Raw genomic sequence first — 23,623 nt, forward strand, 5'->3', positions numbered from 1 at the left:
AACAACGCCTCCGGCAGTGCCGCCAGCGGCGCCTGCGACATTCGATGCAGACCCGGCTGCCGCAACGGAAAGTTCCGGACCGGCCCAGCCCCGCACTTACCAGGTGCGCACCTTCGGCTGCCAGATGAACGTGCACGATTCCGAGCGGATGGCCGGCATGCTCGAAGCCGCAGGCTACGTTCCGTCCGCCGGCGAGCTGGCCGACGTCGTGGTCTTCAACACCTGCGCGGTCCGGGAGAATGCCGACAACAAGCTGTACGGCAACCTCGGCATCCTCGCCCCGGTCAAGGCAGCCAACCCGGGAATGCAGATCGCCGTCGGCGGATGTCTCGCCCAGAAGGACCGGGAGACCATCCTCAAGAAGGCGCCATGGGTGGACGCCGTGTTCGGGACCCACAACGTCGGTGCCCTGCCGGCGCTGCTGGACCGGGCCCGCCACAACAACGAGGCCCAGCTGGAGATCCTCGAATCGCTGGATGTCTTTCCCTCGACTCTCCCCACCAAGCGGGACTCCGTCTATTCGGGCTGGGTATCGATCTCCGTAGGCTGCAACAACACGTGCACCTTCTGCATCGTCCCGGCGCTGCGGGGCAAGGAAAAGGACCGTCGCCCCGGTGAGATCCTGGCCGAAATCCAGGCGCTCGTGGACGACGGCGCCATCGAAGTGACACTGCTGGGCCAAAACGTGAATTCCTACGGCGTCGAATTCGGCGACCGGCAGGCCTTCTCCAAGCTCCTGCGCGCGTGCGGTGACATCCCGGGCCTGGAGCGCGTCCGTTTCACCAGTCCGCACCCGGCCGCCTTTACCGACGACGTAATCGACGCCATGGCCGAGACCCCCAACGTCATGCCGCAGCTGCACATGCCCCTGCAGTCCGGCTCGGACAAGGTCCTCAAGGATATGAAGCGGTCCTACCGCTCCACCAAGTTCCTCGGCATCCTGGACAAGGTCCGCGAGAAGATCCCGCACGCCGCCATCTCCACGGACATCATCGTCGGGTTCCCCGGCGAGACGGAGGAGGACTTCCAGGCCACGCTCGATGTCGTGGAGAAGTCCCGGTTCGCCACCGCCTTCACCTTCCAGTACTCCAAGCGGCCAGGCACACCTGCCGCGGACCTCCCGGACCAGCTGCCCAAGGCCGTGGTCCAGGAACGCTTTGAGCGCCTCACGGCCCTGCAGGACCGCATTGCCGCAGAGGAAAACGCCCGGCAGCTTGGCCGCCGCGTCGAGGTCATGGTGACAGCCCAGTCGGGCCGTAAGGCTCAGGAAACCCACCGGCTCTCCGGCCGGTCCCAGGACCAGCGGCTGGTGCACTTCTCCGTGCCCGACGGCGCCGAGGTGCCCCGGCCCGGCGACCTGGTGACGGTCACCATCACGGAGGCGGCGGCGTTCCACCTCATCTCCGATCCTGCCTCGGCGGAGGACTACAGCCTGCGCCGGTCCCGTGCCGGTGACGCCTGGGACCGTTCCCAAGCCGATTCCTGCGGCGCCCCGGCTCCGGCCAGCGCGAAGGGTACCTCCGGCGTGTCGCTGGGCATGCCCAGCCTCCCGGTCCGCGGCCGTTAGCGCCGTGCCGGGCCCGCAGGGCACCACCCAGGCCACCGCGGCGGCCACCGCGGAGGCCACGGCGCCGCAACAGGCTGCACGGCCGGCTGCGCCGCCGGTGATCGCCGTCGTCGGCCCCACGGGCTCCGGCAAATCAGACCTGGCCGTCGCCCTTGCCCTCGAGCTCGACGGGGAAGTCATCAACGCCGACTCGATGCAGTTCTACCGTGGCATGGATATCGGCACCGCCAAGATCACCGACGCCGAACGCCGGGGCGTGCCCCATCACCTCCTGGACATTCTGGACGTGACCGAGGAAGCGTCCGTCTCGGACTTCCAACAGCAGGCCCGTGCCTTAATCGACGACATCCACGGCGGGGGAAAACGGGCCATCCTGGCCGGCGGCTCGGGACTGTACGTCCGCGCCGCGCTCGATGTTCTGGAATTCCCCGGCACGGATCCGGACATCCGACGCCGGCTCGAGATGGAACTGGCCACGGCGGGACCCGCGCCGCTGCGGGAACGTCTGGAGGCCGTGGACCCCGTGTCTGCGGGCAGGCTGGGCGACGACCGCAGAATCATCCGCGCCCTGGAGGTCTTCGAACTCACCGGCCGCCCGTTCAGCTCCTTCATGCCGGACCGCGAGTACTTCCAGCCTGCCATCCAGATCGGCCTCGACGTTGACCGGGAACTGCTCCGGGAGCGCCTGGCCCGCCGCGTCCACGCGATGGTGGACCAGGGGCTGCTGGACGAAGTCCGCCGGCTGGACGCCGCAGGCCTGCGCAACGGCAAGACCGCGCCACGAGCCCTCGGCTATGCCCAGTTCCTCAGGGTCCTCGACGGTGACTCCAGCCTGGAGCGGGCCGTGGACGAAACAATCATCGCCACCCGGCAGTTCGCGCGCCGCCAGCTGACCTGGTTCCGCGCGGATCCCCGGGTCACCTGGCTGGGCTGGCACGATCCTGACCTGGTGGCCGAGGCCGCCGCGCTGTGCCGGGCGACGCCCGTCCTGCCGCCGGCGTAGCGTTCGGGTCTCGGTGCCGGAGCGGTCAGGGCGGAACGGTAACCTTGGACCATGGACGAATCCCAAGCCGTAGCCGCTGACCGTACTGCCGGCGATACCGCACCCCTCAGCGGTCTGAAGTTTTCCAAAGGCCACGGAACGGGCAATGATTTTGTCCTGATCGCCGACCCCAACGGCACACTCTCGCTCAGCCCAGAGCACGTCGCGGCGCTCTGCGACCGGCACCGCGGCATCGGCGGCGACGGCCTGATCCGCGCCGTACCTTCCAGGCTCCTGCCCGAGGGGCAGGAACTGTTGACCGCGCACCCGGACGCCGAGTGGTTCATGGACTACCGCAACGGCGACGGTTCGCTGTCCGAGATGTGCGGCAACGGAGTCCGCGTCTTCGTGCACTTCCTCATCGCCGAAGGCCTCGTGGACCTTCCCGCCGGCGAGTCCCTCGTCATTGGAACCCGGGGCGGGGCCAAGACAATCGTCCGGACCGCTGCGGGCTACGCCGTGGACATGGGCCCCTGGGAGTTCATTTTCCCGGGCGAGGCGACCGCACGGGCCATGGATTCGCTCGTCAGCGCCGAGGGGCTCGAAGTCGCACGTCCGGCCCTTTCCGTCAGCATGGGCAACCCGCACACAGTGGTGGCCCTGGCCGAAACGGCCGAACTCGAGGCCACACAGCTGTTCACGGCCCCCCGGGTGGACCCGACTCCGCCGCACGGCACCAACGTCGAATTCGTTGTTCCGTCCGAACCGCTGGTCCACGACGGCACCGGCACCATCACCATGCGTGTCCACGAGCGGGGAGTGGGGGAGACCCAGTCATGCGGCACCGGCGCCTGCGCCGCCGCCGTCGCGATTCGCCACTGGGCCGGCCAGGGCGCACCGGACGCGTGGAACGTCCACGTTCCCGGCGGCGTCGTCGGCGTGAAATTCTTCCTGGGCCCGGAGGGGCACGAACACGTCGAACTCAGCGGCCCGGCCGTGATCGTCGCTAGCGGGACGCTTTCCTGACCCGAAGGATCCGGAATGACTTCGACGTGCTCTCCCGGGTCACGTTGAAGCTGGAGTCGAGCTCAGCCGCCAGCCAGCGCTGCAGCGAGTCCGAACCGAGGTTCTTCTGGACCACGAGCCAGGCCGATCCACCGGGTGCCAGCCTGGGAATCCACAGGCGCAGGAGGGCATGAAGCTCATCCTTGCCGATCCGGATCGGCGGGTTGGACCAGATCGTGTCAAAGCGCACTTCGGGGTCCACGGCTTCCGGCGTGCTGGCGGTGACGTTGCTCAGCCCCAACAGCCCGGCGTTTTCGTTGGTGAGGGTCACGCAGCGTTCGTTCACGTCCACTGCGTAGACGTGTGCGTGCGGCGCCCGCAGGGCCATGGTCAGGGCGATCGGCCCCCAGCCGCAGCCGATATCCAGCAGGTTGCCCTGCGGCGCCGGAGCCGGGACGTCGGCGAGCAGCACGGCCGTTCCCTTGTCGATCCCGTCCGGGCTGAAGATCCCTGAGGACGTCTGCAGCCGGCGCGTCTCACCGGCAAGATCCACGGTGAGCGGTTTGCGGGTGAAGGGCCCGGCCGGCTGGGCGCTGAAATAGTGTGCAGACTCCATAATGGGCCAGATTAGTTGGCGGCCCGGCCCAATGGGAAACCGGGAGGGAGCGTTGGCGTCTGCTAGGCTAAAAAACATGATCTTGATCTCCAAGTAGCCGGCACGGGTCTTGTCCCGTCTTGTAGCGACTCTGTAGCGACGCAGGTAAACGCCTTCCGCTGAGTGCGCCATCGCAAGGGTGAGTCTTCTCACCCGCGGGCGCCCGCACCACTTGGAATCCAGCCGCTTTCCTGAGCACCTTGTTTTCCAGCACCGTGTTTTGCTGGCACCGTGCTGCTTGGCCCGCTCCCGGGCCCGGCTCGGCGGACGGCACCTACCTCACTGTGTTTCCACAGGCAGCGTTTCCCCCAGCCAGTGGTCCCCACAGCCAGGCGCATTTGCCGCCTCTACCTTCACCCAGCCACCGCTCCGGACGGAGCCAGCCCTGCCCCGGCACCGTTGCCGCGGGCATTCCAGGAGGCCTGCATGACCCCCCGCCGTCAGCCCAGCGCGAATACCGCCCCACAGAGTAACAATCGGCACTATTCTGAAAGTGCCGAACCCTTGAAGGAGACCATGACCAGCCACCCCAACACCGGACCCGATTCAGCAGCCCAGGACATGAGTCCTGAGGAGATCCAGGCTGTAATCGACCGGATCCTTTCCAAGGACACCCCCGCCCCGGGCGCAGGCCGTGGCGGCGGCTCCGGAGCCGGCACCAACGGAGGCGCCGGTGCGGCCGGCGGCCCGACGTCGGTGCTCGGCAAGGCACAGGCCATCTCCCGCCTGGACGAGGTGTACACCAACTTCGACGGCGACCAGCAGGATCTTGAGGAACGCCACGCGCTGCGCCGCAAGGCTGGCCTGTCCACCGAACTCGAAGACGTCACCGAGGTCGAATACCGGCAGCTGCGCCTTGAACGCGTCGTCCTGGCCGGCCTCTGGACCGAAGGCACCCTCGCGGATGCCGAGAACTCCCTGCGCGAACTTGCGGCCCTCGCTGAGACAGCAGGCTCCGAGGTCCTCGACGGGCTCGTCCAGCGGCGGGCCAAGCCGGATCCCGGAACCTTCCTCGGCTCCGGCAAGGCGCAGGAACTGAAAGCCATCGTGATGTCCACCGGCGCCGACACCGTAGTGGTCGACGCCGAACTGGCCCCGTCCCAGCGGCGCGGACTGGAGGACATCGTCAAGGTCAAGGTCATTGACCGCACGGCCCTGATCCTGGACATCTTCGCGCAGCACGCGAAGAGCCGTGAAGGCAAGGCGCAGGTGGAACTGGCCCAGCTGGAATACCTGCTGCCGCGCCTGCGTGGCTGGGGCGAGTCGATGTCCCGCCAGGCCGGTGGCCAGGTGGGCGGCGCCGGCGCCGGCATGGGCTCGCGTGGTCCCGGTGAAACCAAGATCGAACTGGACCGCCGCCGCATCCGCACCCGGATGGCCAAGCTGCGCCGCGAAATCGCCGCCATGAAGCCTGCCCGGGAAACGAAGCGGGCCAACCGCCGTCGTAATGCGGTGCCCTCGGTGGCGATCGCCGGATACACCAACGCCGGGAAGTCCTCGCTGCTGAACCGGCTCACCGACGCCGGGGTCCTGGTGGAAAACGCCCTGTTCGCCACCCTGGATCCGACCGTCCGCAAGGCCGAAACCGCTGACGGGCTGGGGTACACCCTGGCGGACACCGTGGGATTTGTCCGGTCCCTGCCCACCCAGCTCGTGGAAGCATTCCGCTCCACGCTGGAAGAGGTGGCCGACTCGGACCTGATCCTGCACGTCGTGGACGTCTCGCACCCGGACCCCGAAGGCCAGATCGCCGCTGTCCGTACGGTCTTCAGCGAAGTCGACGCGCGCAAGGTTCCGGAAATCATTGTCCTGAACAAGGCCGACGCCGCAGACCCGTTCGTGGTGGAGCGGCTCAAGCAGCGGGAGCCGCGGCACGTGGTGGTCTCGGCCCGCACCGGTGAAGGCATTCCGGAGCTGCTCAAGGCCATCAGCGACGGCATTCCTCGGCCGAGCGTGAAGCTGGAACTGCTGATCCCGTACAACCGCGGGGACCTGCTCAGCAAGCTCCACGAGACCGACGCCGAGATCCTCAGCCTTGACCATGAGGAAACCGGAACCCGTGCCGTGGTGATGGTGCGTGAAGGACTCGCCGCTGAACTGGATCCCTTCATCAGCAATGACTGAGGCAGCGGTGACCAGGGCTGAGGCCGAACCTTCGGACGTTGATCCTGCGGACGTTGAATTGGCCGACGCTGAACCCGCGGACGCGGGAACTGCAGACGCCGATTCGGTTGCCGGTGCGGCCGGCGAGGAGTTCGTGGTGAAACTTCTCGACCGTGCCGTGTCCGGCATGGGCGGCCAGAGCCGCGATGGCCAGCACGAAATGGCCCGGCAGGTGGCGCGCGCGATAGACAGCGGCGACCACCTGCTGGTCCAGGCCGGCACCGGCACCGGCAAATCGCTGGCTTACCTGATTCCGCTGATCGCCCATTCGCTGACCAGCAACAAGCCCACCCTGGTGTCCACCGCAACCTTGGCGCTGCAGACGCAGATCGTGGGCCGGGACCTGCCCAGGCTGCTCAAGACCATCACCCCTGCCTTGGAACGGCCCGTCAAGGTCGCCCTGGTGAAAGGCCGGTCCAACTACGTGTGCAGGCACAAACTCGAGGGCGGTTTCCCGTCCGAAGAACCTTCCGAGGGACAGCTGTTTTCCCTTGGCGAGGACACGAGCGTGCCGCATTTCGCTGCCGCGCTTGGCGGGCCGTCCTCCCAGCTGGGCAAGGAAGTCGTCCGCCTCCGCGAATGGGCCGAGGAGACCGCGACGGGGGACCGCGACGAGCTCATGCCCGGCGTCACGGACCGGGCCTGGCGCCAGGTCTCGGTTACCTCCATGGAGTGCCTCGGCGCGCAGAAGTGCCCGCTCGCGGCCGAATGTTTCAGCGAGCTGGCACGGCAGAACGCCGCCGACGCCGACGTCGTGGTCACCAACCACGCCATGCTCGCCGTCAGCGCCTTCGAGGGTCTGGCGGTGCTGCCCGAGTACGACGTCGTGGTGGTGGACGAGGCGCACGAACTTCAGGACCGCGTCACGGGCGCGGTCTCAGGTCAGCTCTCCGTGGCGATGGTGCACGCCGCCGCGTCCGGGGCCCGGAAACATACGGGCATCACCGTGGACGCGCTGAACAATGCCGCGGCCCACCTGGAGCTGGCCATCGACGGGGTCCCCAGCGGGCTGATGCCCAACGGCCTGAACAGCGGGCAGTTGGACTGCATCGACCAGCTGCGCGACGCGTGCCGCGCCGCCCTGTCCGATTCCAAGGGCGACAGCTCCACGACGGCCGACGGCGGACGCCAGCTGGCGCGCTCACGCCTGATGGTCATCCTGGAACTCTGTGAGCGCCTCCTGGCCGCGCGCGAAAACCGCGAAGTAGTGTGGTTCTCCCGCAACAGCAGCTTCGACCCGGTGCAGGGCTACTCCCAGCCGGACGAGAGCGCGCCGGCCCTGATCAATGTTGCCCCGTTGAGCGTCGCGGGGCGTTTGCGCGAGGGTTTGTTCGCGGACCACACCGTCATCCTGACCTCGGCCACACTGGCCATTGGCGCTGCCTTCGAGCCTGCAGCCGGAGGCCTCGGCCTCGTTGGCAATGGCGCCCCGAGCTGGACCGGAGTCGACGTCGGGTCCCCGTTCGACTATCCGAAGCAGGGTATCCTCTATGTCGCCCGGCACCTGCCCAAACCCGGCCGCGGGACTTCCCCCGAGGCCTTGGATGAGCTGGAGAAGCTGATCCGCGCTTCCCGTGGCGGTGCCTTGTGCCTGTTTTCCTCGCGGCGCGCGGCGGAGGAAGCCGCCGAGGCCATGCGGCCCCGGCTGGGCCTCAGCATCCTGTGCCAGGGGGAGTCGACCATGACGGCGCTCGTGCGGCAATTTGCCGACGAGCCGGACACCTGTTTGTTCGGCACAATGTCCCTCTGGCAGGGCGTCGACGTTCCTGGGGTGTCCTGCCGGCTGGTGGTTATAGACCGGATTCCCTTCCCGCGGCCGGACGACCCGCTGATGACGGCACGCTCGCGGGCCGTCGCCCAGGCGGGCGGCAATGGCTTCATGTCCGTCTCGGCCACGCACGCCGCCATTCGGCTCGCGCAGGGCGCCGGACGGCTGATCCGTTCGACGTCGGACAAGGGCGTGGTGGCAGTGCTCGATTCGCGGCTGTCCACGGAGCGCTACGGCGGATTCCTCCGCGCCGCGCTTCCGCCGTTCTGGCCCACCACCGATTCATCGATAGCCATGGCTGCCCTGGAGCGCCTGGCGAAGGACTCCGCGAACGGCTGAGTCCCACGTTGAAGCGGGAGCTGGCCGGGACTGAAGCCGGCGGCCTCGCCGGGGATGGTTAGAGGGAGCGGAGTACCGAGACGACCTTGCCCATGATGACGGCGTGGTCGCCGAGGATGGGTTCGTACTGGGTGTTTTGCGGCAGCAGCCAGGTGTGGCCGTCCCGCTGGCGGAATGTCTTGACCGTGGCTTCGTCGTCCAGCAGGGCGGCAACGATGTCGCCGTTCACGGCGTCACCCTGGCGGCGGACAACCACCCAGTCACCGTCGCAGATCGCGGCATCAATCATCGAGTCGCCAGCCACCTTGAGCATGAAGAGTTCGCCATGGCCCACGAGCTGGCGGGGCAGCGGCATGACGTCCTCCACTACCTGGTCCGCGAGGATGGGTCCGCCGGCGGCGATGCGTCCGACGAACGGCACCATTGCCGTGTCGGTGGCGCTGGCGAGCTCAGACACCGAGAGGCCGCCGACGGCCCGCAGGCCGCTGGACTTCCCGACACCCGAAATCGGTGTGGTCCCCTCGTCCAGGGTCAGCGGCATGAGCACTTCCATGGCCCGCGGGCGCTTCGGATCGCGCCGCAGGTAGCCGAGCTTTTCAAGCTGGGAGAGCTGATGGGTCACGCTCGACAGGCTGGCGAGGCCGACGGTGTCGCCGATCTCGCGCATGGAGGGCGGGTAGCCCTTGTCCGTGACGGACCGCTGGATGGTCTCCAGGATTTTCTTTTGCCGGACGGTGAGGCTCTTGGGGGCCCGGGCGGGCTGCGGGCTCCGTGAGGTGGCCCTGCCGCCGGTGGCTTGTGCTGCCATGTTCGCCAACGCCTTTCCGTTCCGCCCGGCTGCCGTGGCTGCTGTCACCGGGACCTTCCGGCCTGAAATGTCAGACCCTGCTGATCAACTACTAACGAATTCACACAGGGAGTTCGTTAGTGGTTGTCCTGTCCCTCAAAAATAGGCCAGCCGCAGGGCTTTTTCAAACATTTGTTCTAGCGAGTCTCGACATCGTTCGTTAGTAAGTGCTAAAACAGAACGAGCAAGGTTCGAATATGTGTTCGATTTCGAGGTTTCCACTTCGGATCCGCTGTTCGGTTCTATGTTCGAAGGTTCGGCCGGTTGGCGGCGAGTACGTGGAGTACGCCGGGCGGCACCGTATGGTCCAGGAGGGCTCAGTTCATGTCAGCTTCAAGCGCGTTTCAAGACACTTTTGTTCAGGGCGTCTTTGTTCAGGGCGTCACGAATCACAACCGCAGCGGGGCGGGGGCCGCGGTTTCCGGCCGCCGGCCGAAGCAGCCGCCGCTGCGGCTTACCCAGCGCGGACGCTTCGTCTTCTTCGGTGTCCCGCTGATCCTTCTGGCGGCGTTCATCCTGTCGCTCAGCGGATTCCTCAACGCTCCCGCGAAAGCAGCGGATTCCGCTGACCAGCTCTCGCTGACGCCGACTGTCACCGTGACGGTGCAGCCGGGGGAGTCCCTCTGGGCCATTGCAGGGTCGTTGGCTCCGGAGCGCGATCCCCGCGACGTCGTGGCCGATATCGTGCAGCTGAACAACCTGGACGCCGCCCGTGTGATGCCGGGCCAGCAGCTGTTCGTCCCGTCCAAGTAGTACCCGCCAAGCCAAGCGACATCCCCCAAGTGCAGTCGCGGACGTCACAGTTTCAGTGCCCGTCCCGCTACCACTTAAACTGGTCACGTGACTGACCAGCTTGAGCGCCTCAACCGACTGCCCCTCCGAACCAATCTGCGTGGCCTGCGTCCGTATGGTGCGCCGCAGCTGGACGTCCCCATCCTGCTCAACGTCAACGAGAACACCCATGGTGTCCCGGCCGATGTCCGCGCGGCGATCACCGAGGCCGTCAGCTCCGCCGCTGCCGGGCTGAACCGCTATCCGGACCGCGAGTTCACCGAATTGCGCGAGGCCCTCGCCGAATACCTTGGCCACGGCCTGGACGCGGAGAATATCTGGGCCGCGAACGGATCCAACGAAGTCCTTCAGCAAATTCTCCAGGCATTCGGCGGCCCCGGCCGGACGGCCCTCGGGTTCCCTCCGACGTATTCGATGTACCCGCTGCTGGCTTCCGGCACGGATACGGAGTACATCGTCGGTGCCCGCGCCGCGGACTATGGGCTCAGCGCGGAATCGGCGGCCCGGCAGGTGCGCGAGCTTCAGCCCAACATTGTTTTCCTGTGCTCCCCGAACAACCCGACCGGTACGGGGCTGGGGCTTGATGTCGTCGAGGCCGTTTATGACGCCGGCGAAGCCAGTCAAACCATCGTGATCGTTGACGAGGCCTACCACGAGTTCGCCCACGACGGCACGCCCAGCGCGCTCACCCTGCTGCCTGGCCGGGAGCGGCTCATCGTCTCGCGCACCATGAGCAAGGCCTTCGCCCTCGCCGGCGCAAGGCTTGGCTACATGGCCGCCGCACCGGAAGTCGCGGACGCCCTGCGCCTGGTCCGTCTCCCGTACCATCTCTCCGCCATCACCCAGGCCGCGGCCCTGGCCGCCCTGCGCCACCGGGGAGCGCTCATGGCCGACGTCGAGGACATCAAGCGCCAGCGCGACCGGATCGTGTCGGAACTGACGCGGCTGGGCCTGAGCCCGGCCGCCTCCGATTCCAACTACGTGTTCTTCGGCGGCCTGGAAAACCCCCACGCGGTCTGGCAGGACATGCTGGACGCCGGTGTCCTGATCCGCGACGTCGGCATCCCGGGGCACCTTCGCGTGACCGCCGGCACTGAGACAGAAACCACAGCCTTCCTTGAGGCGCTTGAACGCATCCTGAACGGCTCCGCAAAGCCGCAGGCCTAGACTTGGTGGGGAGCCCGAGCGCCCCGCCAGACTGCCCAACACCCTGCCTTCTTCCAAAGGACACATCTACATGAGCAACACGGGATCCACCGCCGCCGAGGGCCGGACCGCACGCATGGAACGGACCACCAGTGAGTCCTCGGTCCTGGTCGAGATCAACCTGGACGGCACCGGCGTTTCAGACATCAGCACGTCGGTCCCGTTCTACGACCACATGCTGACCGCCCTCAGCAAGCACTCCTTGATTGACATGACCGTCAAGGCCACCGGCGACACCCACATCGATGTCCACCACACTGTCGAGGACGTGGCCATCACCTTCGGCGAGGTTCTGCGGACCGCCCTGGGGAACAAGGCCGGGATTCGCCGGTTCGGCGAGGCGACCGTGCCCCTGGACGAGGCCCTCGCACAGGCCGTCGTAGACGTCTCCGGCCGTCCGTACCTGGTCCACGCCGGTGAGCCGGCAGGCCAGGAATACCACCTGATCGGCGGCCACTTTACGGGCTCCCTGACCCGCCACGTCTTCGAGGCGATCACGCTGCACGCCGGGATCTGCCTGCACATGAACGTCACTGCCGGGCGCGACCCCCACCACATCGTCGAGGCCCAGTTCAAAGCCTTTGCCCGGGCGCTGCGCGCAGCCGTCGAACCGGATCCCCGCGTCGAGGGCATTCCGTCCACAAAGGGTGCTTTGTGACCGGCCCGCTGCTTCGCGACGGGGCCATCATCGACCCCGCCGCCGCGACCAAGCCGGTGTCCCCGGAGGGCAAGCCCACCGTCACGGTGCTGGACTACGGCTCCGGGAACGTCCGGTCCGCCGTCCGCGCGCTTGAGCGGGCCGGCGCCGAGGTCATCCTCAGCTCCAAGCCCGAAGACGTCCTCAACGCCGACGGCCTCGTTGTCCCCGGTGTCGGCGCCTTCGAAACCGTCATGCGCGAACTCAAAGCCGTTGACGCCATCCGCATGATCGGCCGCCGTGTCGCCGGAGGCCGCCCCGTGCTGGCCATCTGTGTCGGACTGCAGGTGCTGTTCGAGGCCGGCGTCGAGCACGGCACGGAAGCCGAGGGCATGGGGGAGTGGCCTGGCAAGGTGGAGCTGTTGCCGGCCGACGTCGTGCCCCACATGGGCTGGAACACCGTCTCCGTCCCGGAGGGGTCCAAGCTGTTCGCCGGGGTCGAGGGCGAGCGCTTCTACTTCGTGCACTCCTACGGTGTCCAGCACTGGGACTTCGACGTCATCCAGCCGAGGATGGCGGCGCCCCTGGTGACCTGGTCCGACCACGGTGCCCCGTTCATCGCGGCTGTGGAAAACGGCCCGCTGTGCGCCACCCAGTTCCACCCGGAGAAGTCCGGCGACGCCGGCGCCCGCTTGCTGCGCAACTGGGTCCAGGGCCTGCGCCCCACGTCCCCGGAACAAACCGCAGCCCCGGAACGGACCGCCTAGATGTGGTCCCTGGTGCTCATGGGCGTCGCCGGCCTGCTGGTTGGCGGCGCGATCTCCTTCCGGCAGCAGAAAAGTCCGCTCTGGGTGCAGATCGTTTTCTACATCCTGGCCGGAATGTCGCTGCTGGCTGCCTACCTCCTGACCCTGCCGGCGGCCTGACGGCCCCGCTCCCAACTACCATCCCCAAGCTGAGGACTCCACGATGACCACCGAAACCCCGCTGCCCGTACTTGAGCTACTGCCCGCCGTCGACGTCGTCAACGGCCAGGCCGTCCGGCTCGTGCAGGGCGAAGCCGGCAGCGAGACGAGCTACGGTACCCCGCTGGAGGCCGCCCTCAACTGGCAGCAGCAGGGGGCTGAGTGGGTGCATCTGGTTGACCTGGATGCCGCGTTCGGGCGCGGCTCCAACGCCGAGCTCCTGCGCGAGGTCGTCGGCCGGCTCGATATCAAGGTGGAGCTCTCCGGCGGCCTGCGCGACGACGAATCCCTCGAGAAAGCCCTCGACCTCGGCGTTGCCCGCGTGAACCTGGGCACCGCGGCACTGGAGAACCCGGAGTGGACGGCCCGGGTGATCGAACGCTTCGGCGACAAGATCGCCGTCGGCCTGGATGTCCGCGGCACCACCCTCGCCGGCCGGGGCTGGACCAAGGAAGGCGGGGACCTCTGGGAGGTGCTCGGCCGCCTCGAGGACGCCGGCTGCGCCCGGTACGTCGTCACCGACGTGACCAAGGACGGCACGCTCCAGGGCCCCAACGTCGAACTCCTGCGCCAGATGGTCGAGAAGACCGGCAAACCGGTGGTCGCTTCCGGCGGCATTTCCAGCCTTGAGGACCTCTTGGTCCTGCGTTCCCTGGTGCCGCTCGGCGTCGAAGGCGCCATCATCGGCAAGGCCCTCTACAACGGCAACTTCACCCTGCCTGAGGCCCTCGACGCAGCCGGCCGCCGCTAGGCGGTCAGTGCCCATGACGCACACCCACGATCCCCACGACTCCCATGACGCAGCGCAGCCGGGCACCGGGGCCGGTCCGGTCCGGCATCTGCCCGGACACATCGCGGCCGCCCTTGCCGGCGCCGGCGGGGCCACGGACTCCGCCGGCCAACCCTGGGCGGGCCGCAGTCTGTCCGGCGATGACGCAAAGATCCACAATTTCGAGGACGACGACGGCACTGCCGACGCCGGCTACCTGGCGGCATTGGCCGGCCTCGCCGCGGGCACGGGCGACGAGGCGGCCGTGGTGGCCGCGCTTGCCACCGCCCGGGTGTTCGTGCCAATCCTCGCCCAGCTCGCCGAAGAGGGCGAGGCCGCGGCCGGGCCCCACGGGGACCAGCTGCACTCGGACAAACAGGCCGACATGGCCCTCGTGACGCTCAAGGCTCCGGACGGGCGGACCGCCATGCCGGTGTTCACCTCGGCGGCGGCACTGAAGGCGTGGCACCCGGAAGCCAGGCCGGTCGCCGTGTACGCGGCCCGCGCCGCCCTGTCCGCGGTCGCGGAAGGCGCCGAGCTGCTGGTGCTCGATCCCGGCTCCGACCTGACGTTCGTGGTGCGCAGGCCGGCGGTTTGGGCCCTCGCCCAGCAGCAGACCTGGACACCGTCTTACGCCGATCCGGACCTCGCAGGGGCCCTCGGGGAGGGCGCAGTTAGCTTTCCGGCGGTCCGCCGTGTTGAAATTCATCCTGGGGGTGGAGTTGCCTCGGCCACGGCCGATGGCAGGCGGCTCCCCGGTGGGGGAGCCGGTCCGGAACTCCGTGTGGTCCTCTACCTTGAAGACGGGCTCGACGCCGCCGGCGTACAGTCCATCGTCGCTGGCCTCAACAACGCCTGGGCCCGGAATGAAATCTTTGCCGAGCGGGTTGATTCGATCGAGGTCAAGCTGCAGCGCGCAGCACCATAGCTGACGGCCCAACGGGGGGACTTCCCGGTGCTGCCGTGGCAGTACCAGAAGGAAGTAGTCCGTGAACTTCGCGCTTTACCGTCAGTTGCTGGCCGTCCGGCCCATCAGGCGGCTCCTGCTGGTCGGCATGATCGCCCGCATACCGCATTCGGCGGCCGGCGTCCTGCTGACCCTGCACATCGTCCTGACCCTCGGCCAGGGCTACGCGGCCGCCGGCGCAGCCGCCGCCGTGATGACGATCGGAATCGCTGTCGGCGCGCCCTGGCGCGGGCGCCGGGTTGACACCGCGGGGCTGCGTAAGGCGCTGATTCCGTCCGTCATCTCCGAGACCGTGATCTGGTCGATCGTGCCGCACGTGTCCTACGAGGCCTTGCTTCCCTTGGTGTTCGTCGGAGGCCTGCTGACCCTCCCCATCTTCAGCGTGGTGCGGCAGTCGCTGGGCGTGCTGGCCCCCGGTGAACAGCGCCGCACGGCCTTTACCCTGGACGCCATCGCCACCGAACTGGTCTTCATGATTGGCCCCGCTGTCGGAGCCGTCGTCGCCACCAGCGGGCACTCCGTCCTGGGCCTGACTGTAGTGGGAGTAGCCACGTCCGTCTCGGGACTCTTCCTCATGTGGTTCAACCCGCCCACCCGGAGCGCTTCCCCCGACGCCGCGCTCGAGGCGCAGGAACTGGAATGCGCGGAAGCCGCCGTCGTCGCCGCCGCGCCGGCCCATCTGCAGGAGGCCGCAGCCGAACTGGCACCCCTGGCAGCCGCCGCCGAGGAACGGCGCCAGCGGGGCTCCGGCCTGCGACACAGGGTCATCCACAACTTCAGCTGGTTCACCGCCGCCGTCGCCGCCGTATTTGCTGTCGCCGCCGGTGCCGGCATGGTCCTCAGCGGCACCGACGTCGGCATCGTTGCAGCCCTACAGACCGGCGGCCACGAGGCCGAAATCGGTATCGTGTTCCTCTTCTGGTGCGCGGCCTCGGTGGTGGGCGGCATCCTCTACGGCGCCATGCACCGGCCCATCTCCCCGATCCTCTTGCTGCTGGGGATGTCGGCGCTGACCATCCCGATGGCCTTCGCGACCGACGTCTGGACGCTCAGCCTGCTCGCGCTGCTGCCGGGCCTGCTGTGCGCGCCGGTGTTGTCGGCGGCCTCGGAAAAGGTGGCCGAACTGGTTGACGAAAGCCGGCGCGGCGAGGCGATGGGCTGGTACGGCTCATCGCTCACCGGGGGAGTGGCCCTGGGTGCGCCGCTCGCCGGGCTGTTCATCGACCTCATCGGCCCCTCGGCCGGCTTCGTGTCCGTGGGGCTGGCAGGCGTGGCCCTCTGCCTGGTGGGACTCGTCCTGCAGCACGTGCGGCGCCGCCGCCTGGCCCACGCCTGACCGTCCGCTGACGCCGCGTGCGGCACCGCAAACGAAGGGCGTTAACGACGACGGCGGCGGGCGGACCTCAGTGGTCCGCCCGCCGCCGCTTCATAGTGACGAAAGTACTTAGTTGACCGGGCCGGTGTACTTCTCGCCCGGGCCCTTGCCCGGAGCATCCGGGATGATTGATTCCTCGCGGAAGGCCAGCTGGAGCGAGCGAAGTCCATCGCGCAACGGTCCCGCGTGCTGGGAGCCAATTTCCGGCGCCGCCGCGGTCACCAGGCCGGCGAGGGCGGTGATCAGTTTGCGGGCCTCGTCCAGGTCCTTGAGGTCCTGGGCATTTTCCTCGGCGGCCAGGCCGAGCTTTACCGCGGAGGCGCTCATCAGGTGCACGGCGGCCGTGGTGATGACCTCGATCGCGGGGACTTCCGAAATGTCGCGGATCTGCTGCGAGACGTCGGCCTGGGGGGCTGCGGGCTCGAAGACGTGGGAATTGCTGTCTGAAGTGCTCATGCTGGTAAGCTTGTCACAGACCGACTAAATGTCGTTATTTTGCAGTGATTCAGGTTGTGCTTCTGGCTGAAGTTCGAGCCCGAAGATGGCGCCCGGCGACGCACATGTGCGTTGAACGGGTATCTTTCTGTAGAGTTGACTTTAGTTTGCAAGCGGAGTTCTCTCCCACCCGCGTCAGCCGCGAAACTTCCTTAGGGAAGCCCCTCCCTCACAGGAGACAAGGTTGCCGGGTACCTGGTCGGGCACTACTTCGGACTCCGGTCCGCAGGAAGTGCATGTCGCCCCACTGAGGGCGGCACTCCGATCTCGAGGCCTTCGATTGCTCTGGCAATTGGGGGCCTTCTCTTTTTGCCGGTGGAATACCCCTCACGAACACAGGAGCTTTAACATTAGCGAGCCAAGAATCAATGAGCGTATCCGCGTCCCCGAGGTGCGGCTGGTCGGCCCTGCAGGCGAACAAGTAGGAATTGTCCGTATTGAGGATGCCCTGCGTTTGGCTGCCGAGTCCGATCTTGATCTCGTTGAAGTTGCACCGCAGGCGAAGCCTCCGGTGTGCAAGCTGATGGACTTCGGCAAGTACAAGTACGAAGCCGCTGTCAAGGCACGCGAGGCCCGGAAGAACCAGACCAACACGGTCCTGAAGGAAATCCGCTTCCGCCTGAAGATTGATACTCACGACTACGAGACCAAGCGCGGCCACGCTCTCCGCTTCCTCGGTGCCGGCGACAAGGTCAAGGCCATGATCCAGTTCCGTGGCCGTGAGCAGCAGCGCCCCGAGATGGGCATCCGCCTGCTCCAGCGTTTCGCCGACGACGTCGCCGAAGTTGGTGTGGTGGAGTCCAGCCCGCGGATCGATGGCCGCAACATGGTCATGGTGGTTGGCCCGCTGAAGAACAAGGCTGAAGCCAAGGCGGAGGCGCGCCGCGCAACGCAGCGCGCAGAAGCCAAGGCTGAGAACGAAGCCAAGGCTTCGGGACGCGTCGATGTCTCCGGTGGCAACGCCCCGCTGACCCAGACGCTCTCTGACCTCCTGCCGGAAGGTTATGTCGTATCGCCGGAGGCTCCCGCAGCGGAGGCTCCCGTCGAGGAAACCAAGGTCGAAGAGGCCCCGGTTGAAGAAGCCAAGGTCGAAGAGGCCCCGGTTGAAGAAGCCAAGGTCGAAGAGGCCCCGGTCGAAGCAGCCAAGGCCGAAGAGACCAAGGTCGAAGAGGCTCCTGCCCAGGAAGCACCGAAGACGCCTGCTCCCAAGGTGGCCGAGAAGCCGGCGGAAGCCAAGGCTCCCGCGGCTCCGAGGGCAGCCGAGAAGCCGGTGGAAGCCAAGGCTCCCGCGGCTCCGAAGGCTGCTCCGGCCAAGGCTCCTGAGGAAAAGGCAGCCGCTCCGGCCGCTCCGGCGGCGGCACCGAAGCCGGTTGCTGCTCCGAAGCCGGTGCCGAGGCCTTCAGCGCCGAAGCCCGCCGCACGGCCGGCCGCCCCCCGGGCTGCCGCCAAGCCTGGCAGCAAGAAGACCAACTAGTTCACGGCTGCCGGACAGAAATGTCCGGCAGCAGGCAACCAGCATGCCGCCCGCAGGGGCGGCTGCACGAAAGAGCTGCAGACTTTTCTGCGGATACGTAAGGAGATCGGTTCCCATGCCGAAGATGAAGACCCACAGCGGTGCTAAGAAGCGCTTCAAGCTGACCGGTAGCGGCAAGCTGCGCCGCCAGCAGGCCAACCGCCGCCACTACCTCGAGCACAAGTCCTCCCGGCTGACCCGTCGCCTTGCCGGCGACAAGATCGTCTTCAAGGGCGACGCCAAGGTCATCCGGAAGATGCTTGGCATCTAAGTTCCAAGTTCTCTGACTGTTCGCCACCTGGCAGCAGTCAACTACCAAAAAGGCTTCTCAGGCCAGCCGGACCGATCCGGCAGTAGACGCTTGGGATCAGAATTTTCTAAGGAGTACGCACGTGGCACGTGTGAAGAGGGCGGTTAACGCCCACAAGAAGCGCCGGGTTATCCTCGAACGCGCAAAGGGCTACCGTGGACAGCGTTCACGCCTGTACCGCAAGGCAAAAGAGCAGCTGCTGCACTCGTTTGTGTACAGCTACGGTGACCGCAAGAAGAAGAAGGGCGACTTCCGCCGTCTTTGGATCCAGCGCATCAACGCCGCATCGCGCGCCAACGGCCTGACCTACAACCGACTGATCCAGGGCCTGAAGGCCGCTGAGGTTGAGGTTGACCGCCGCATGCTGGCCGAGCTTGCCGTTTCCGACGCCAACGCCTTTGCTGCGCTGGTCAAGGTCGCCAAGGACTCGCTGCCCGCCGACACGTCCGCTCCGGCCGTCCAGGCTGAGGCCGCTCCGGCTCCGAAGGCTGCCAAGAAGGCTCCCGCGAAGAAGCCTGCTGCCAAGAAGGCTGACGCCGAGGCCGCAAAGTAGTTCCTGCCGCCGTTGAAAAACTGCGCCGTTCGAGAACCGGCTGCGAAAGCAACTAAGGTTCTTATATGAACGAAACCGGGCGCCCGCAAGACTTTCCACTTTCCAATCCTCGAGCTGATCGAGTGAGGAAGGTGGCACAACTTGCCGGGCGCCCGGCCCGTTTAAAGCGCAGCGAGTTCCTTGCGGAGGGGCCGCAGGCCGTGCGCGAGGCCCTGACGCTGCACCAGAAAAGGATTGCCGCGGGCGAGCCCGGCATTGTTTATGAGGTCTACGCGAGCGAGGCCTGCCTCGACCGGCACCCGGATCTGGAGGCCCTCGCGGAGGGCACCACCGCGTACCTCGCCACCGACGAAGTGCTCGCCGCGATGGCGGACACGGTCACCCCGCAGGGCATTCTCGCGGTCTGCGGTTTCCTGGACGTGAGCCTCGAGCGGGTGCTTGACGCCGCGCCGCGGCTCATCGCGGTCCTGTGCCAGGTCCGCGACCCCGGCAACGCCGGCACCGTCCTGCGCGCGGCCGACGCCGCCGGCGCCGACGCTGTCATCCTGACCGCATCCAGCGTCGACATCTACAACCCCAAGGCCGTGCGCTCGACGGCGGGATCCCTCTTCCATCTGCCCGTGGTGCTCGGCGCTGACGCGGCGGAACTGGTGGCCCGCTGCAAGGAACGCGGCATCGGAATCCTCGCGGCGGACGGCCAAGGCCAGCTGAACCTGGACCGTCTCCAGGACGAGAACGCGGCCCGCCGCCTGGGAGCCGCCGCCTCCGAGTCGGTCTACGCGCTGGAGAACCCCACGGCCTGGCTCTTCGGCAATGAGGCACAGGGTCTGTCCGAGGAAGAGATCGCGCTGGCGGACCACAGAGTGGCCGTGCCGGTCTACGGGGGAGCCGAAAGCCTGAACCTCGGCACTGCAGCCACCGTCTGCCTGTACGCCAGCGCCCGCTCCCAGCAGGCGCGCTAGGGGTCGGCCCAGGGTTCAGCAGGGAGCAAGCACGTCCGGCAGCCGGCAGGGCAACCAACGGCAGTGCAAGCAACGGCGGTGTGACTAACGGCGGTGTGACCAACGGTGGTGTAAACGACGGCGGGGCCCACCGAATGGTGGGCCCCGCCGTCGTGCTGTCACTGCCGCTCCACACACAGTGTGCAGTCAGTGCCTTGAAGAATTATGTGGTGGTCTTGTTGCGTCCTGTGATGGCGCCGTAGATGAGGGCAGCCGCTATGCCACCGACAATGGCCAGCAGCCAGGAACCGAGATTCCAGAATTCCATCGTGCCGCCGCCGAACAGCAGGTCCCCGATCCAGCCGCCGACAACTGCGCCGACGACGCCGAGCGCGAGGCTGGTAACCCAGCCGCCGCCGACCCTGCCGGGCACGACTGCCTTGACGATTGCACCTACTATGAGTCCGAGAATGATCCAGCCAAGAAAGCCCATGTCTCCTCCTACATATTCGTCGGCATCCAAATTGTGAATCCCGAATATGGCTTCAAGCTAACATAGGGCCGATTGCTTGTCAGCAGGGGACTACCCAATCGTTACGTGGCTGCGTTGGTCACTGTCGCGGTTCGGCGGCAGCCTGGAAACGGGTACGGTATTCCTTGTGGGCGCTGGGTTCTTCCGGTGTTCGCATACACCCCCGAAGAACCCCACAAGGAGAAGCTCACGTGGCTGCAAATGGCGGTACCAAGGCGATTCTCGCGGCACTCGCCGCAAACCTGACCATCGCCGTTTTGAAGTTCGTCGCCTACTTTCTGACGCTTTCCTCGTCAATGCTGGCCGAGGCGATTCACTCGATCGCAGACTCCGGCAACCAGTTGCTGCTCTTGGTCGGCGGCAAGCGCGCGCAGCGGCAAGCCAGCCCCGAGCACCCCTTCGGCTACGGCCGCGAGCGTTACATCTACGCCTTCATCGTCTCGATTGTGCTTTTCAGCGTCGGCGGCCTGTTCGCACTCTATGAGGCCTGGGGAAAGATCCAGCACCCGCACGCCATTGAAGGGGACTTCTGGTGGGTGCCGCTTGCCGTCCTGATTGGCGCGATCATTGCCGAGTCCTTCTCGTTCCGGACAGCGATCATCGAATCCAACCACCTCAGGGGAAAGCAAGGCTGGATCAAGTTCATCCGCAATGCCAAGCAGCCGGAACTCCCGGTGATCCTGCTGGAGGATTTCGGCGCCCTCGTGGGCCTGGTGTTCGCGCTCTTCGGCGTGGGCCTGACGCTCCTGACCGGGAACGGCATCTGGGACGCCCTCGGCACCGCGATGATCGGTCTGCTGCTCGTGGCGATCGCTGTGGTGCTGGCCATGGAAACCAAGTCCCTGCTGCTGGGCGAGTCGGCCACCCGCGATGACGTCGCCAAGATCCGCAGCGCGATCGAAGCCGGCGGCACCACCATCATTCACCTCAAGACCATGCACCTTGGCCCTGAGGAGCTGCTGGTGGCGGCCAAGATCAGCATCGGCCGCTCGGACTCGGGCCAGGACATTGCGAAGGCGATTGATGACGCAGAGGTCCGGATCCGCGAAGCCGTCCCGATTGCCCGGGTTATCTACCTGGAACCGGACGTGCAGCGCGTCAGCGCCCCCTGAGCCGCATGGCGGTCCAGCCCGGCCCCAAATAAGACAACGGCCCTAAAGACAACGGCAGTCCCTAAAGAGAACGGCAGTCCTGTCCAGTTCACCACTGGACAGGACTGCCGTTCTTTTCGAGCATGTCCGCCTTTGCCCTACCGTCGTGCCTGGGCCAAGGGGCCGGCTAGGAGGCCAGCGGCCGCCTGCGTTCCACGGCGCCGCTGATGGCAGCGACCCCGAGCCCCAGCACGGCAAGGACCGCACCTACGAGCGCGGGCGCGACGTAGCCCCAGCCCCAGGCGATCACAAGGCCGCCCAGGAAGGCGCCCAGGGCGTTAGCGACGTTGAGCGCCGCATGGTTGAGCGAGGAGGCCAGCGACGGCGCGTCGGGGGAGGCATCCAGAAGCCTGGTCTGCAGGGCCGGCACCAGCATGGACCCGGCGGCGCCAACCACGAACACCATGACCAGAGCGGACCAGGCCCAATGGACGCCAACGGCATAGACCACGAGTGCCACCGCCGTGGCGGGCAGCACCCAGTAAATCGTGCCCATGACGGACTTGTCGGCGATCCTGCCGCCAACGATGTTGCCCACCACCATGCCCACGCCGTACAGTGCCACGACCAGCGGCAGCCAAGGCGCTGGGAGACCGGCCACGGAGGTCATGGTGTGCGCAATGTAGGTGTAGGTCGCGAAGAAACCGCCGAAGCCGACGATGCCGACCAGGATCGCAAGCCACACCTGGAGCCGCTTGAGCGCGCCGAGCTCACGGCGGAAGCTGGCGTCTGCGTGCGGTTTCTGGAACGGGACGAACTTCCACAGCATGGCGAGCGTAATGATGCCGATCAGGCCGACCAGCAGGAACAGGAGCCGCCATCCGTAGCTCTGGCCAAGCCAGGTTGCGAAGGGGACGCCGATGACGTTGGACACCGTCAGCCCCGCCATGACCATCGAAATGGCCCAACCACGCTTGGTCGGCGCCACCAGGGAGGCGGCAATCACGGCCGCGACCCCGAAGAAGGCGCCGTGGGGCAGACCCGCGGCGAACCGGGACACCAGCATGGAGCCGTAGTCCGGGGCGAGGAAGGAACTGAGGTTGGCGATGCTGAAGAAGAGCATGAGTCCCAGGGCCAGGTACTTCCGCGGGAGTTTGGCCCCGACGGCGGCCAGCACGGGCGCGCCGATCACGACGCCGAGGGCGTAGGCCGAAATTAGGTGACCGGCCTCGGGCGTGCTGATGTTCAGGCCCTGTTCGATCTCCTTGAGCAGGCCCATCATGGTGAATTCTGTGGTGCCGATGCCAAATCCGCCCATCGCCAGGGCAATAATGGCCAGGGCAACATGGCGGGTGCCGGTCTTGGACGGCGCCGGGGCGTATGTGGTGGTTGTCATTCGTCTTTTCGGGGAGATTTTCCGGGAAGGGTCCGGAGGGGATCGGACAGATAAATATGCTTTAAAGAACGGGGAGGGGGCGCCGAATATTCCGCAACTGGTTCGGGCGGCCGCCTCCACCATTGTCCCCTACCCGGCCGCTCGCGGTCCCCCGTCCCCGTTTCCCCGCTTCCGACCCGTTCCCCGTGCTCGCGACGCCGGACCCGGCGCCCGTCTTAGACTGGGGGGCGTGACTGGACTCATTGGCGTTGTTGGCGGCGCAGTAGTGGACTCCCTGGCCGAACCGGGCATGCTCCTGGTGGCCCGGCGCACGGCGCCGCCGCAGTTTGCCGGAATGTGGGAGTTCCCGGGCGGAAAGGTGGAGCCAGGCGAAGCAGCCGAAGACGCCCTGCACCGCGAGCTCCGGGAAGAACTGGGCGTGCTGGTGCGGCTCGGGTCCGAGCTGCCGGCGGAGGCCGCCACGGGCTGGCCGCTCAACGAAAAGGCGGCGATGAGGGTCTGGTTCGCCGAACTCGCTGAGGGAGAGCCCCGGCCGCTGGAAGACCACGACGAACTGCGTTGGCTCGATCTCCGCAACCCGGCGGAGGTCCTGGGCCTGCCGTGGATCCCGGCGGACTTCCCCATCGTAGAAGCCCTCCTGGCCGCAGTCCGGGCCACCGGGCCGCGCGGAGTGGGAGCCGGGATTAGCAGCTGACCCGGACGCGCCGACGGGTTTTGGATGCCCGCCTCTCGCCAAACCGTCAGGCATGTGCCTA

24 protein-coding genes are annotated in these 23,623 nt (G+C 67.0%); 19 read left to right on the forward strand and 5 right to left on the reverse strand.

What is annotated here, in order from left to right:
* Window positions 1-103 precede the first annotated feature (103 nt).
* The 3 genes from miaB (at window position 104) to dapF (ending at window position 3,575) form a co-directional block, all read left to right on the forward strand.
* On the forward strand, window positions 104-1,567 hold the full coding sequence (gene miaB / locus MRBLAR12_RS18205) for a tRNA (N6-isopentenyl adenosine(37)-C2)-methylthiotransferase MiaB (RefSeq protein ID WP_290369336.1): 1,464 nt from the start codon (window positions 104-106) through the stop codon (window positions 1,565-1,567).
* 97 nt (window positions 1,568-1,664) lie between these two features.
* Window positions 1,665-2,570, forward strand: coding sequence for a tRNA (adenosine(37)-N6)-dimethylallyltransferase MiaA (miaA, locus tag MRBLAR12_RS18210; protein WP_364747530.1), 906 nt, complete (start codon window positions 1,665-1,667; stop codon window positions 2,568-2,570).
* Window positions 2,571-2,621: 51 nt separating this feature from the next.
* Window positions 2,622-3,575 (forward strand): diaminopimelate epimerase, encoded by a 954-nt coding sequence (gene dapF / locus MRBLAR12_RS18215; RefSeq protein WP_229992962.1) that lies wholly within the window; start codon window positions 2,622-2,624, stop codon window positions 3,573-3,575.
* Here dapF and MRBLAR12_RS18220 read toward each other — a convergent pair.
* Complete coding sequence (locus MRBLAR12_RS18220; RefSeq protein ID WP_364747443.1) at window positions 3,556-4,170, reverse strand: class I SAM-dependent methyltransferase; 615 nt, start codon at window positions 4,168-4,170, stop codon at window positions 3,556-3,558. The genes dapF and MRBLAR12_RS18220 overlap by 20 nt on opposite strands.
* A 555-nt stretch (window positions 4,171-4,725) precedes the next feature.
* On the opposite strand from MRBLAR12_RS18220, the gene hflX reads away from it, so the two are divergent.
* Both hflX and MRBLAR12_RS18230 read left to right on the forward strand, forming a co-directional pair.
* A complete protein-coding gene (gene hflX / locus MRBLAR12_RS18225; RefSeq protein ID WP_229992960.1) occupies window positions 4,726-6,333 on the forward strand; it encodes a GTPase HflX in 1,608 nt (535 codons plus the stop codon).
* A complete protein-coding gene (locus tag MRBLAR12_RS18230) occupies window positions 6,326-8,479 on the forward strand; it encodes an ATP-dependent DNA helicase (RefSeq protein ID WP_290369335.1) in 2,154 nt (717 codons plus the stop codon). The genes hflX and MRBLAR12_RS18230 overlap by 8 nt, the downstream gene beginning before the upstream one ends.
* Before the next feature lie 58 nt (window positions 8,480-8,537).
* Here the strand turns inward: MRBLAR12_RS18230 and lexA are convergent, their stop codons facing one another.
* The gene (lexA, locus tag MRBLAR12_RS18235; RefSeq protein WP_229992959.1) at window positions 8,538-9,287 is read right to left on the reverse strand and encodes a transcriptional repressor LexA; all 750 of its coding nucleotides are present in this window, start codon (window positions 9,285-9,287) and stop codon (window positions 8,538-8,540) included.
* 363 nt (window positions 9,288-9,650) lie between these two features.
* Between lexA and MRBLAR12_RS18240 the strand changes: the two genes are divergently transcribed.
* The 8 genes from MRBLAR12_RS18240 to MRBLAR12_RS18275 all read left to right on the forward strand — a co-directional run bounded on the left by MRBLAR12_RS18240 (window position 9,651) and on the right by MRBLAR12_RS18275 (window position 15,998).
* Entirely contained in the window at window positions 9,651-10,079 is a 429-nt protein-coding gene (locus MRBLAR12_RS18240; RefSeq protein WP_364747446.1) for a LysM peptidoglycan-binding domain-containing protein, read from the forward strand.
* A gap of 87 nt (window positions 10,080-10,166) precedes the next feature.
* The gene (locus MRBLAR12_RS18245) at window positions 10,167-11,285 is read left to right on the forward strand and encodes a histidinol-phosphate transaminase (RefSeq protein ID WP_229992957.1); all 1,119 of its coding nucleotides are present in this window, start codon (window positions 10,167-10,169) and stop codon (window positions 11,283-11,285) included.
* Between the two features lie 70 nt (window positions 11,286-11,355).
* Window positions 11,356-11,982, forward strand: coding sequence for an imidazoleglycerol-phosphate dehydratase HisB (gene hisB, locus MRBLAR12_RS18250; RefSeq protein WP_091557762.1), 627 nt, complete (start codon window positions 11,356-11,358; stop codon window positions 11,980-11,982).
* A complete protein-coding gene (gene hisH, locus MRBLAR12_RS18255; protein ID WP_364747448.1) occupies window positions 11,979-12,728 on the forward strand; it encodes an imidazole glycerol phosphate synthase subunit HisH in 750 nt (249 codons plus the stop codon). Before hisB ends, hisH begins: the two co-directional genes overlap by 4 nt.
* Window positions 12,729-12,887 (forward strand): hypothetical protein, encoded by a 159-nt coding sequence (locus MRBLAR12_RS18260; protein WP_364747450.1) that lies wholly within the window; start codon window positions 12,729-12,731, stop codon window positions 12,885-12,887.
* A gap of 43 nt (window positions 12,888-12,930) precedes the next feature.
* Window positions 12,931-13,677, forward strand: a complete 747-nt coding sequence (gene priA, locus MRBLAR12_RS18265; protein ID WP_229992955.1) for a bifunctional 1-(5-phosphoribosyl)-5-((5-phosphoribosylamino)methylideneamino)imidazole-4-carboxamide isomerase/phosphoribosylanthranilate isomerase PriA — start codon at window positions 12,931-12,933, stop codon at window positions 13,675-13,677.
* A 13-nt stretch (window positions 13,678-13,690) separates the two neighbouring features.
* On the forward strand, window positions 13,691-14,623 hold the full coding sequence (locus MRBLAR12_RS18270) for an SseB family protein (RefSeq protein ID WP_229992954.1): 933 nt from the start codon (window positions 13,691-13,693) through the stop codon (window positions 14,621-14,623).
* Between the two features lie 61 nt (window positions 14,624-14,684).
* The gene (locus MRBLAR12_RS18275) at window positions 14,685-15,998 is read left to right on the forward strand and encodes an MFS transporter (RefSeq protein WP_364747452.1); all 1,314 of its coding nucleotides are present in this window, start codon (window positions 14,685-14,687) and stop codon (window positions 15,996-15,998) included.
* A 108-nt stretch (window positions 15,999-16,106) separates the two neighbouring features.
* Here the strand turns inward: MRBLAR12_RS18275 and MRBLAR12_RS18280 are convergent, their stop codons facing one another.
* On the reverse strand, window positions 16,107-16,493 hold the full coding sequence (locus MRBLAR12_RS18280; RefSeq protein ID WP_229992952.1) for a DUF1844 domain-containing protein: 387 nt from the start codon (window positions 16,491-16,493) through the stop codon (window positions 16,107-16,109).
* A gap of 430 nt (window positions 16,494-16,923) precedes the next feature.
* Between MRBLAR12_RS18280 and infC the strand changes: the two genes are divergently transcribed.
* The 4 genes from infC (at window position 16,924) to MRBLAR12_RS18300 (ending at window position 19,870) form a co-directional block, all read left to right on the forward strand.
* Window positions 16,924-18,006 (forward strand): translation initiation factor IF-3, encoded by a 1,083-nt coding sequence (gene infC / locus MRBLAR12_RS18285; protein ID WP_229992951.1) that lies wholly within the window; start codon window positions 16,924-16,926, stop codon window positions 18,004-18,006.
* A gap of 115 nt (window positions 18,007-18,121) precedes the next feature.
* A complete protein-coding gene (gene rpmI, locus MRBLAR12_RS18290) occupies window positions 18,122-18,316 on the forward strand; it encodes a 50S ribosomal protein L35 (protein ID WP_009358635.1) in 195 nt (64 codons plus the stop codon).
* Between the two features lie 121 nt (window positions 18,317-18,437).
* Window positions 18,438-18,908 carry a 50S ribosomal protein L20 gene (gene rplT / locus MRBLAR12_RS18295; RefSeq protein WP_018774438.1) on the forward strand — a complete coding sequence of 157 codons (471 nt, stop codon included), beginning with the start codon at window positions 18,438-18,440 and terminating at the stop codon, window positions 18,906-18,908.
* Window positions 18,909-18,973: 65 nt separating this feature from the next.
* Complete coding sequence (locus MRBLAR12_RS18300; protein WP_229992950.1) at window positions 18,974-19,870, forward strand: TrmH family RNA methyltransferase; 897 nt, start codon at window positions 18,974-18,976, stop codon at window positions 19,868-19,870.
* 202 nt (window positions 19,871-20,072) lie between these two features.
* Here MRBLAR12_RS18300 and MRBLAR12_RS18305 read toward each other — a convergent pair whose 3' ends face one another.
* Window positions 20,073-20,342 (reverse strand): GlsB/YeaQ/YmgE family stress response membrane protein, encoded by a 270-nt coding sequence (locus MRBLAR12_RS18305; protein WP_229992949.1) that lies wholly within the window; start codon window positions 20,340-20,342, stop codon window positions 20,073-20,075.
* Window positions 20,343-20,572: 230 nt separating this feature from the next.
* Here MRBLAR12_RS18305 and MRBLAR12_RS18310 point away from each other — a divergent pair, with 230 nt between their 5' ends.
* Window positions 20,573-21,493, forward strand: coding sequence for a cation diffusion facilitator family transporter (locus MRBLAR12_RS18310; protein WP_364747455.1), 921 nt, complete (start codon window positions 20,573-20,575; stop codon window positions 21,491-21,493).
* 166 nt (window positions 21,494-21,659) lie between these two features.
* Here MRBLAR12_RS18310 and MRBLAR12_RS18315 read toward each other — a convergent pair whose 3' ends face one another.
* Entirely contained in the window at window positions 21,660-22,868 is a 1,209-nt protein-coding gene (locus tag MRBLAR12_RS18315; RefSeq protein ID WP_364747457.1) for an MFS transporter, read from the reverse strand.
* Between the two features lie 229 nt (window positions 22,869-23,097).
* Between MRBLAR12_RS18315 and MRBLAR12_RS18320 the strand changes: the two genes are divergently transcribed.
* Window positions 23,098-23,562: a (deoxy)nucleoside triphosphate pyrophosphohydrolase gene (locus tag MRBLAR12_RS18320; RefSeq protein WP_364747459.1), complete on the forward strand. Its 465-nt coding sequence runs from the start codon at window positions 23,098-23,100 to the stop codon at window positions 23,560-23,562.
* Window positions 23,563-23,623: the final 61 nt, after the last annotated feature.

The sequence above is a fragment of the Arthrobacter sp. LAR12-1-1.1 genome (assembly GCF_040676555.1).
Taxonomy (GTDB): Bacteria; Actinomycetota; Actinomycetes; order Actinomycetales; family Micrococcaceae; genus Arthrobacter.

What these genes read in the sequence shown, in the direction of transcription:
- dapF (WP_229992962.1), top strand. Translation starts at nt 2,622, where the DNA reads ATGGACGAATCCCAAGCCGTAGCCGCTGACCGTACTGCCGGCGATACC.
- MRBLAR12_RS18220 (WP_364747443.1), bottom strand. Translation starts at nt 4,170, where the DNA reads ATGGAGTCTGCACACTATTTCAGCGCCCAGCCGGCCGGGCCCTTCACC.
- hflX (WP_229992960.1), top strand. Translation starts at nt 4,726, where the DNA reads ATGACCAGCCACCCCAACACCGGACCCGATTCAGCAGCCCAGGACATG.
- MRBLAR12_RS18230 (WP_290369335.1), top strand. Translation starts at nt 6,326, where the DNA reads ATGACTGAGGCAGCGGTGACCAGGGCTGAGGCCGAACCTTCGGACGTT.
- lexA (WP_229992959.1), bottom strand. Translation starts at nt 9,287, where the DNA reads ATGGCAGCACAAGCCACCGGCGGCAGGGCCACCTCACGGAGCCCGCAG.
- MRBLAR12_RS18240 (WP_364747446.1), top strand. Translation starts at nt 9,651, where the DNA reads ATGTCAGCTTCAAGCGCGTTTCAAGACACTTTTGTTCAGGGCGTCTTT.
- hisB (WP_091557762.1), top strand. Translation starts at nt 11,356, where the DNA reads ATGAGCAACACGGGATCCACCGCCGCCGAGGGCCGGACCGCACGCATG.
- MRBLAR12_RS18260 (WP_364747450.1), top strand. Translation starts at nt 12,729, where the DNA reads ATGTGGTCCCTGGTGCTCATGGGCGTCGCCGGCCTGCTGGTTGGCGGC.
- priA (WP_229992955.1), top strand. Translation starts at nt 12,931, where the DNA reads ATGACCACCGAAACCCCGCTGCCCGTACTTGAGCTACTGCCCGCCGTC.
- MRBLAR12_RS18270 (WP_229992954.1), top strand. Translation starts at nt 13,691, where the DNA reads ATGACGCACACCCACGATCCCCACGACTCCCATGACGCAGCGCAGCCG.
- MRBLAR12_RS18280 (WP_229992952.1), bottom strand. Translation starts at nt 16,493, where the DNA reads ATGAGCACTTCAGACAGCAATTCCCACGTCTTCGAGCCCGCAGCCCCC.
- rpmI (WP_009358635.1), top strand. Translation starts at nt 18,122, where the DNA reads ATGCCGAAGATGAAGACCCACAGCGGTGCTAAGAAGCGCTTCAAGCTG.
- MRBLAR12_RS18300 (WP_229992950.1), top strand. Translation starts at nt 18,974, where the DNA reads ATGAACGAAACCGGGCGCCCGCAAGACTTTCCACTTTCCAATCCTCGA.
- MRBLAR12_RS18305 (WP_229992949.1), bottom strand. Translation starts at nt 20,342, where the DNA reads ATGGGCTTTCTTGGCTGGATCATTCTCGGACTCATAGTAGGTGCAATC.
- MRBLAR12_RS18315 (WP_364747457.1), bottom strand. Translation starts at nt 22,868, where the DNA reads ATGACAACCACCACATACGCCCCGGCGCCGTCCAAGACCGGCACCCGC.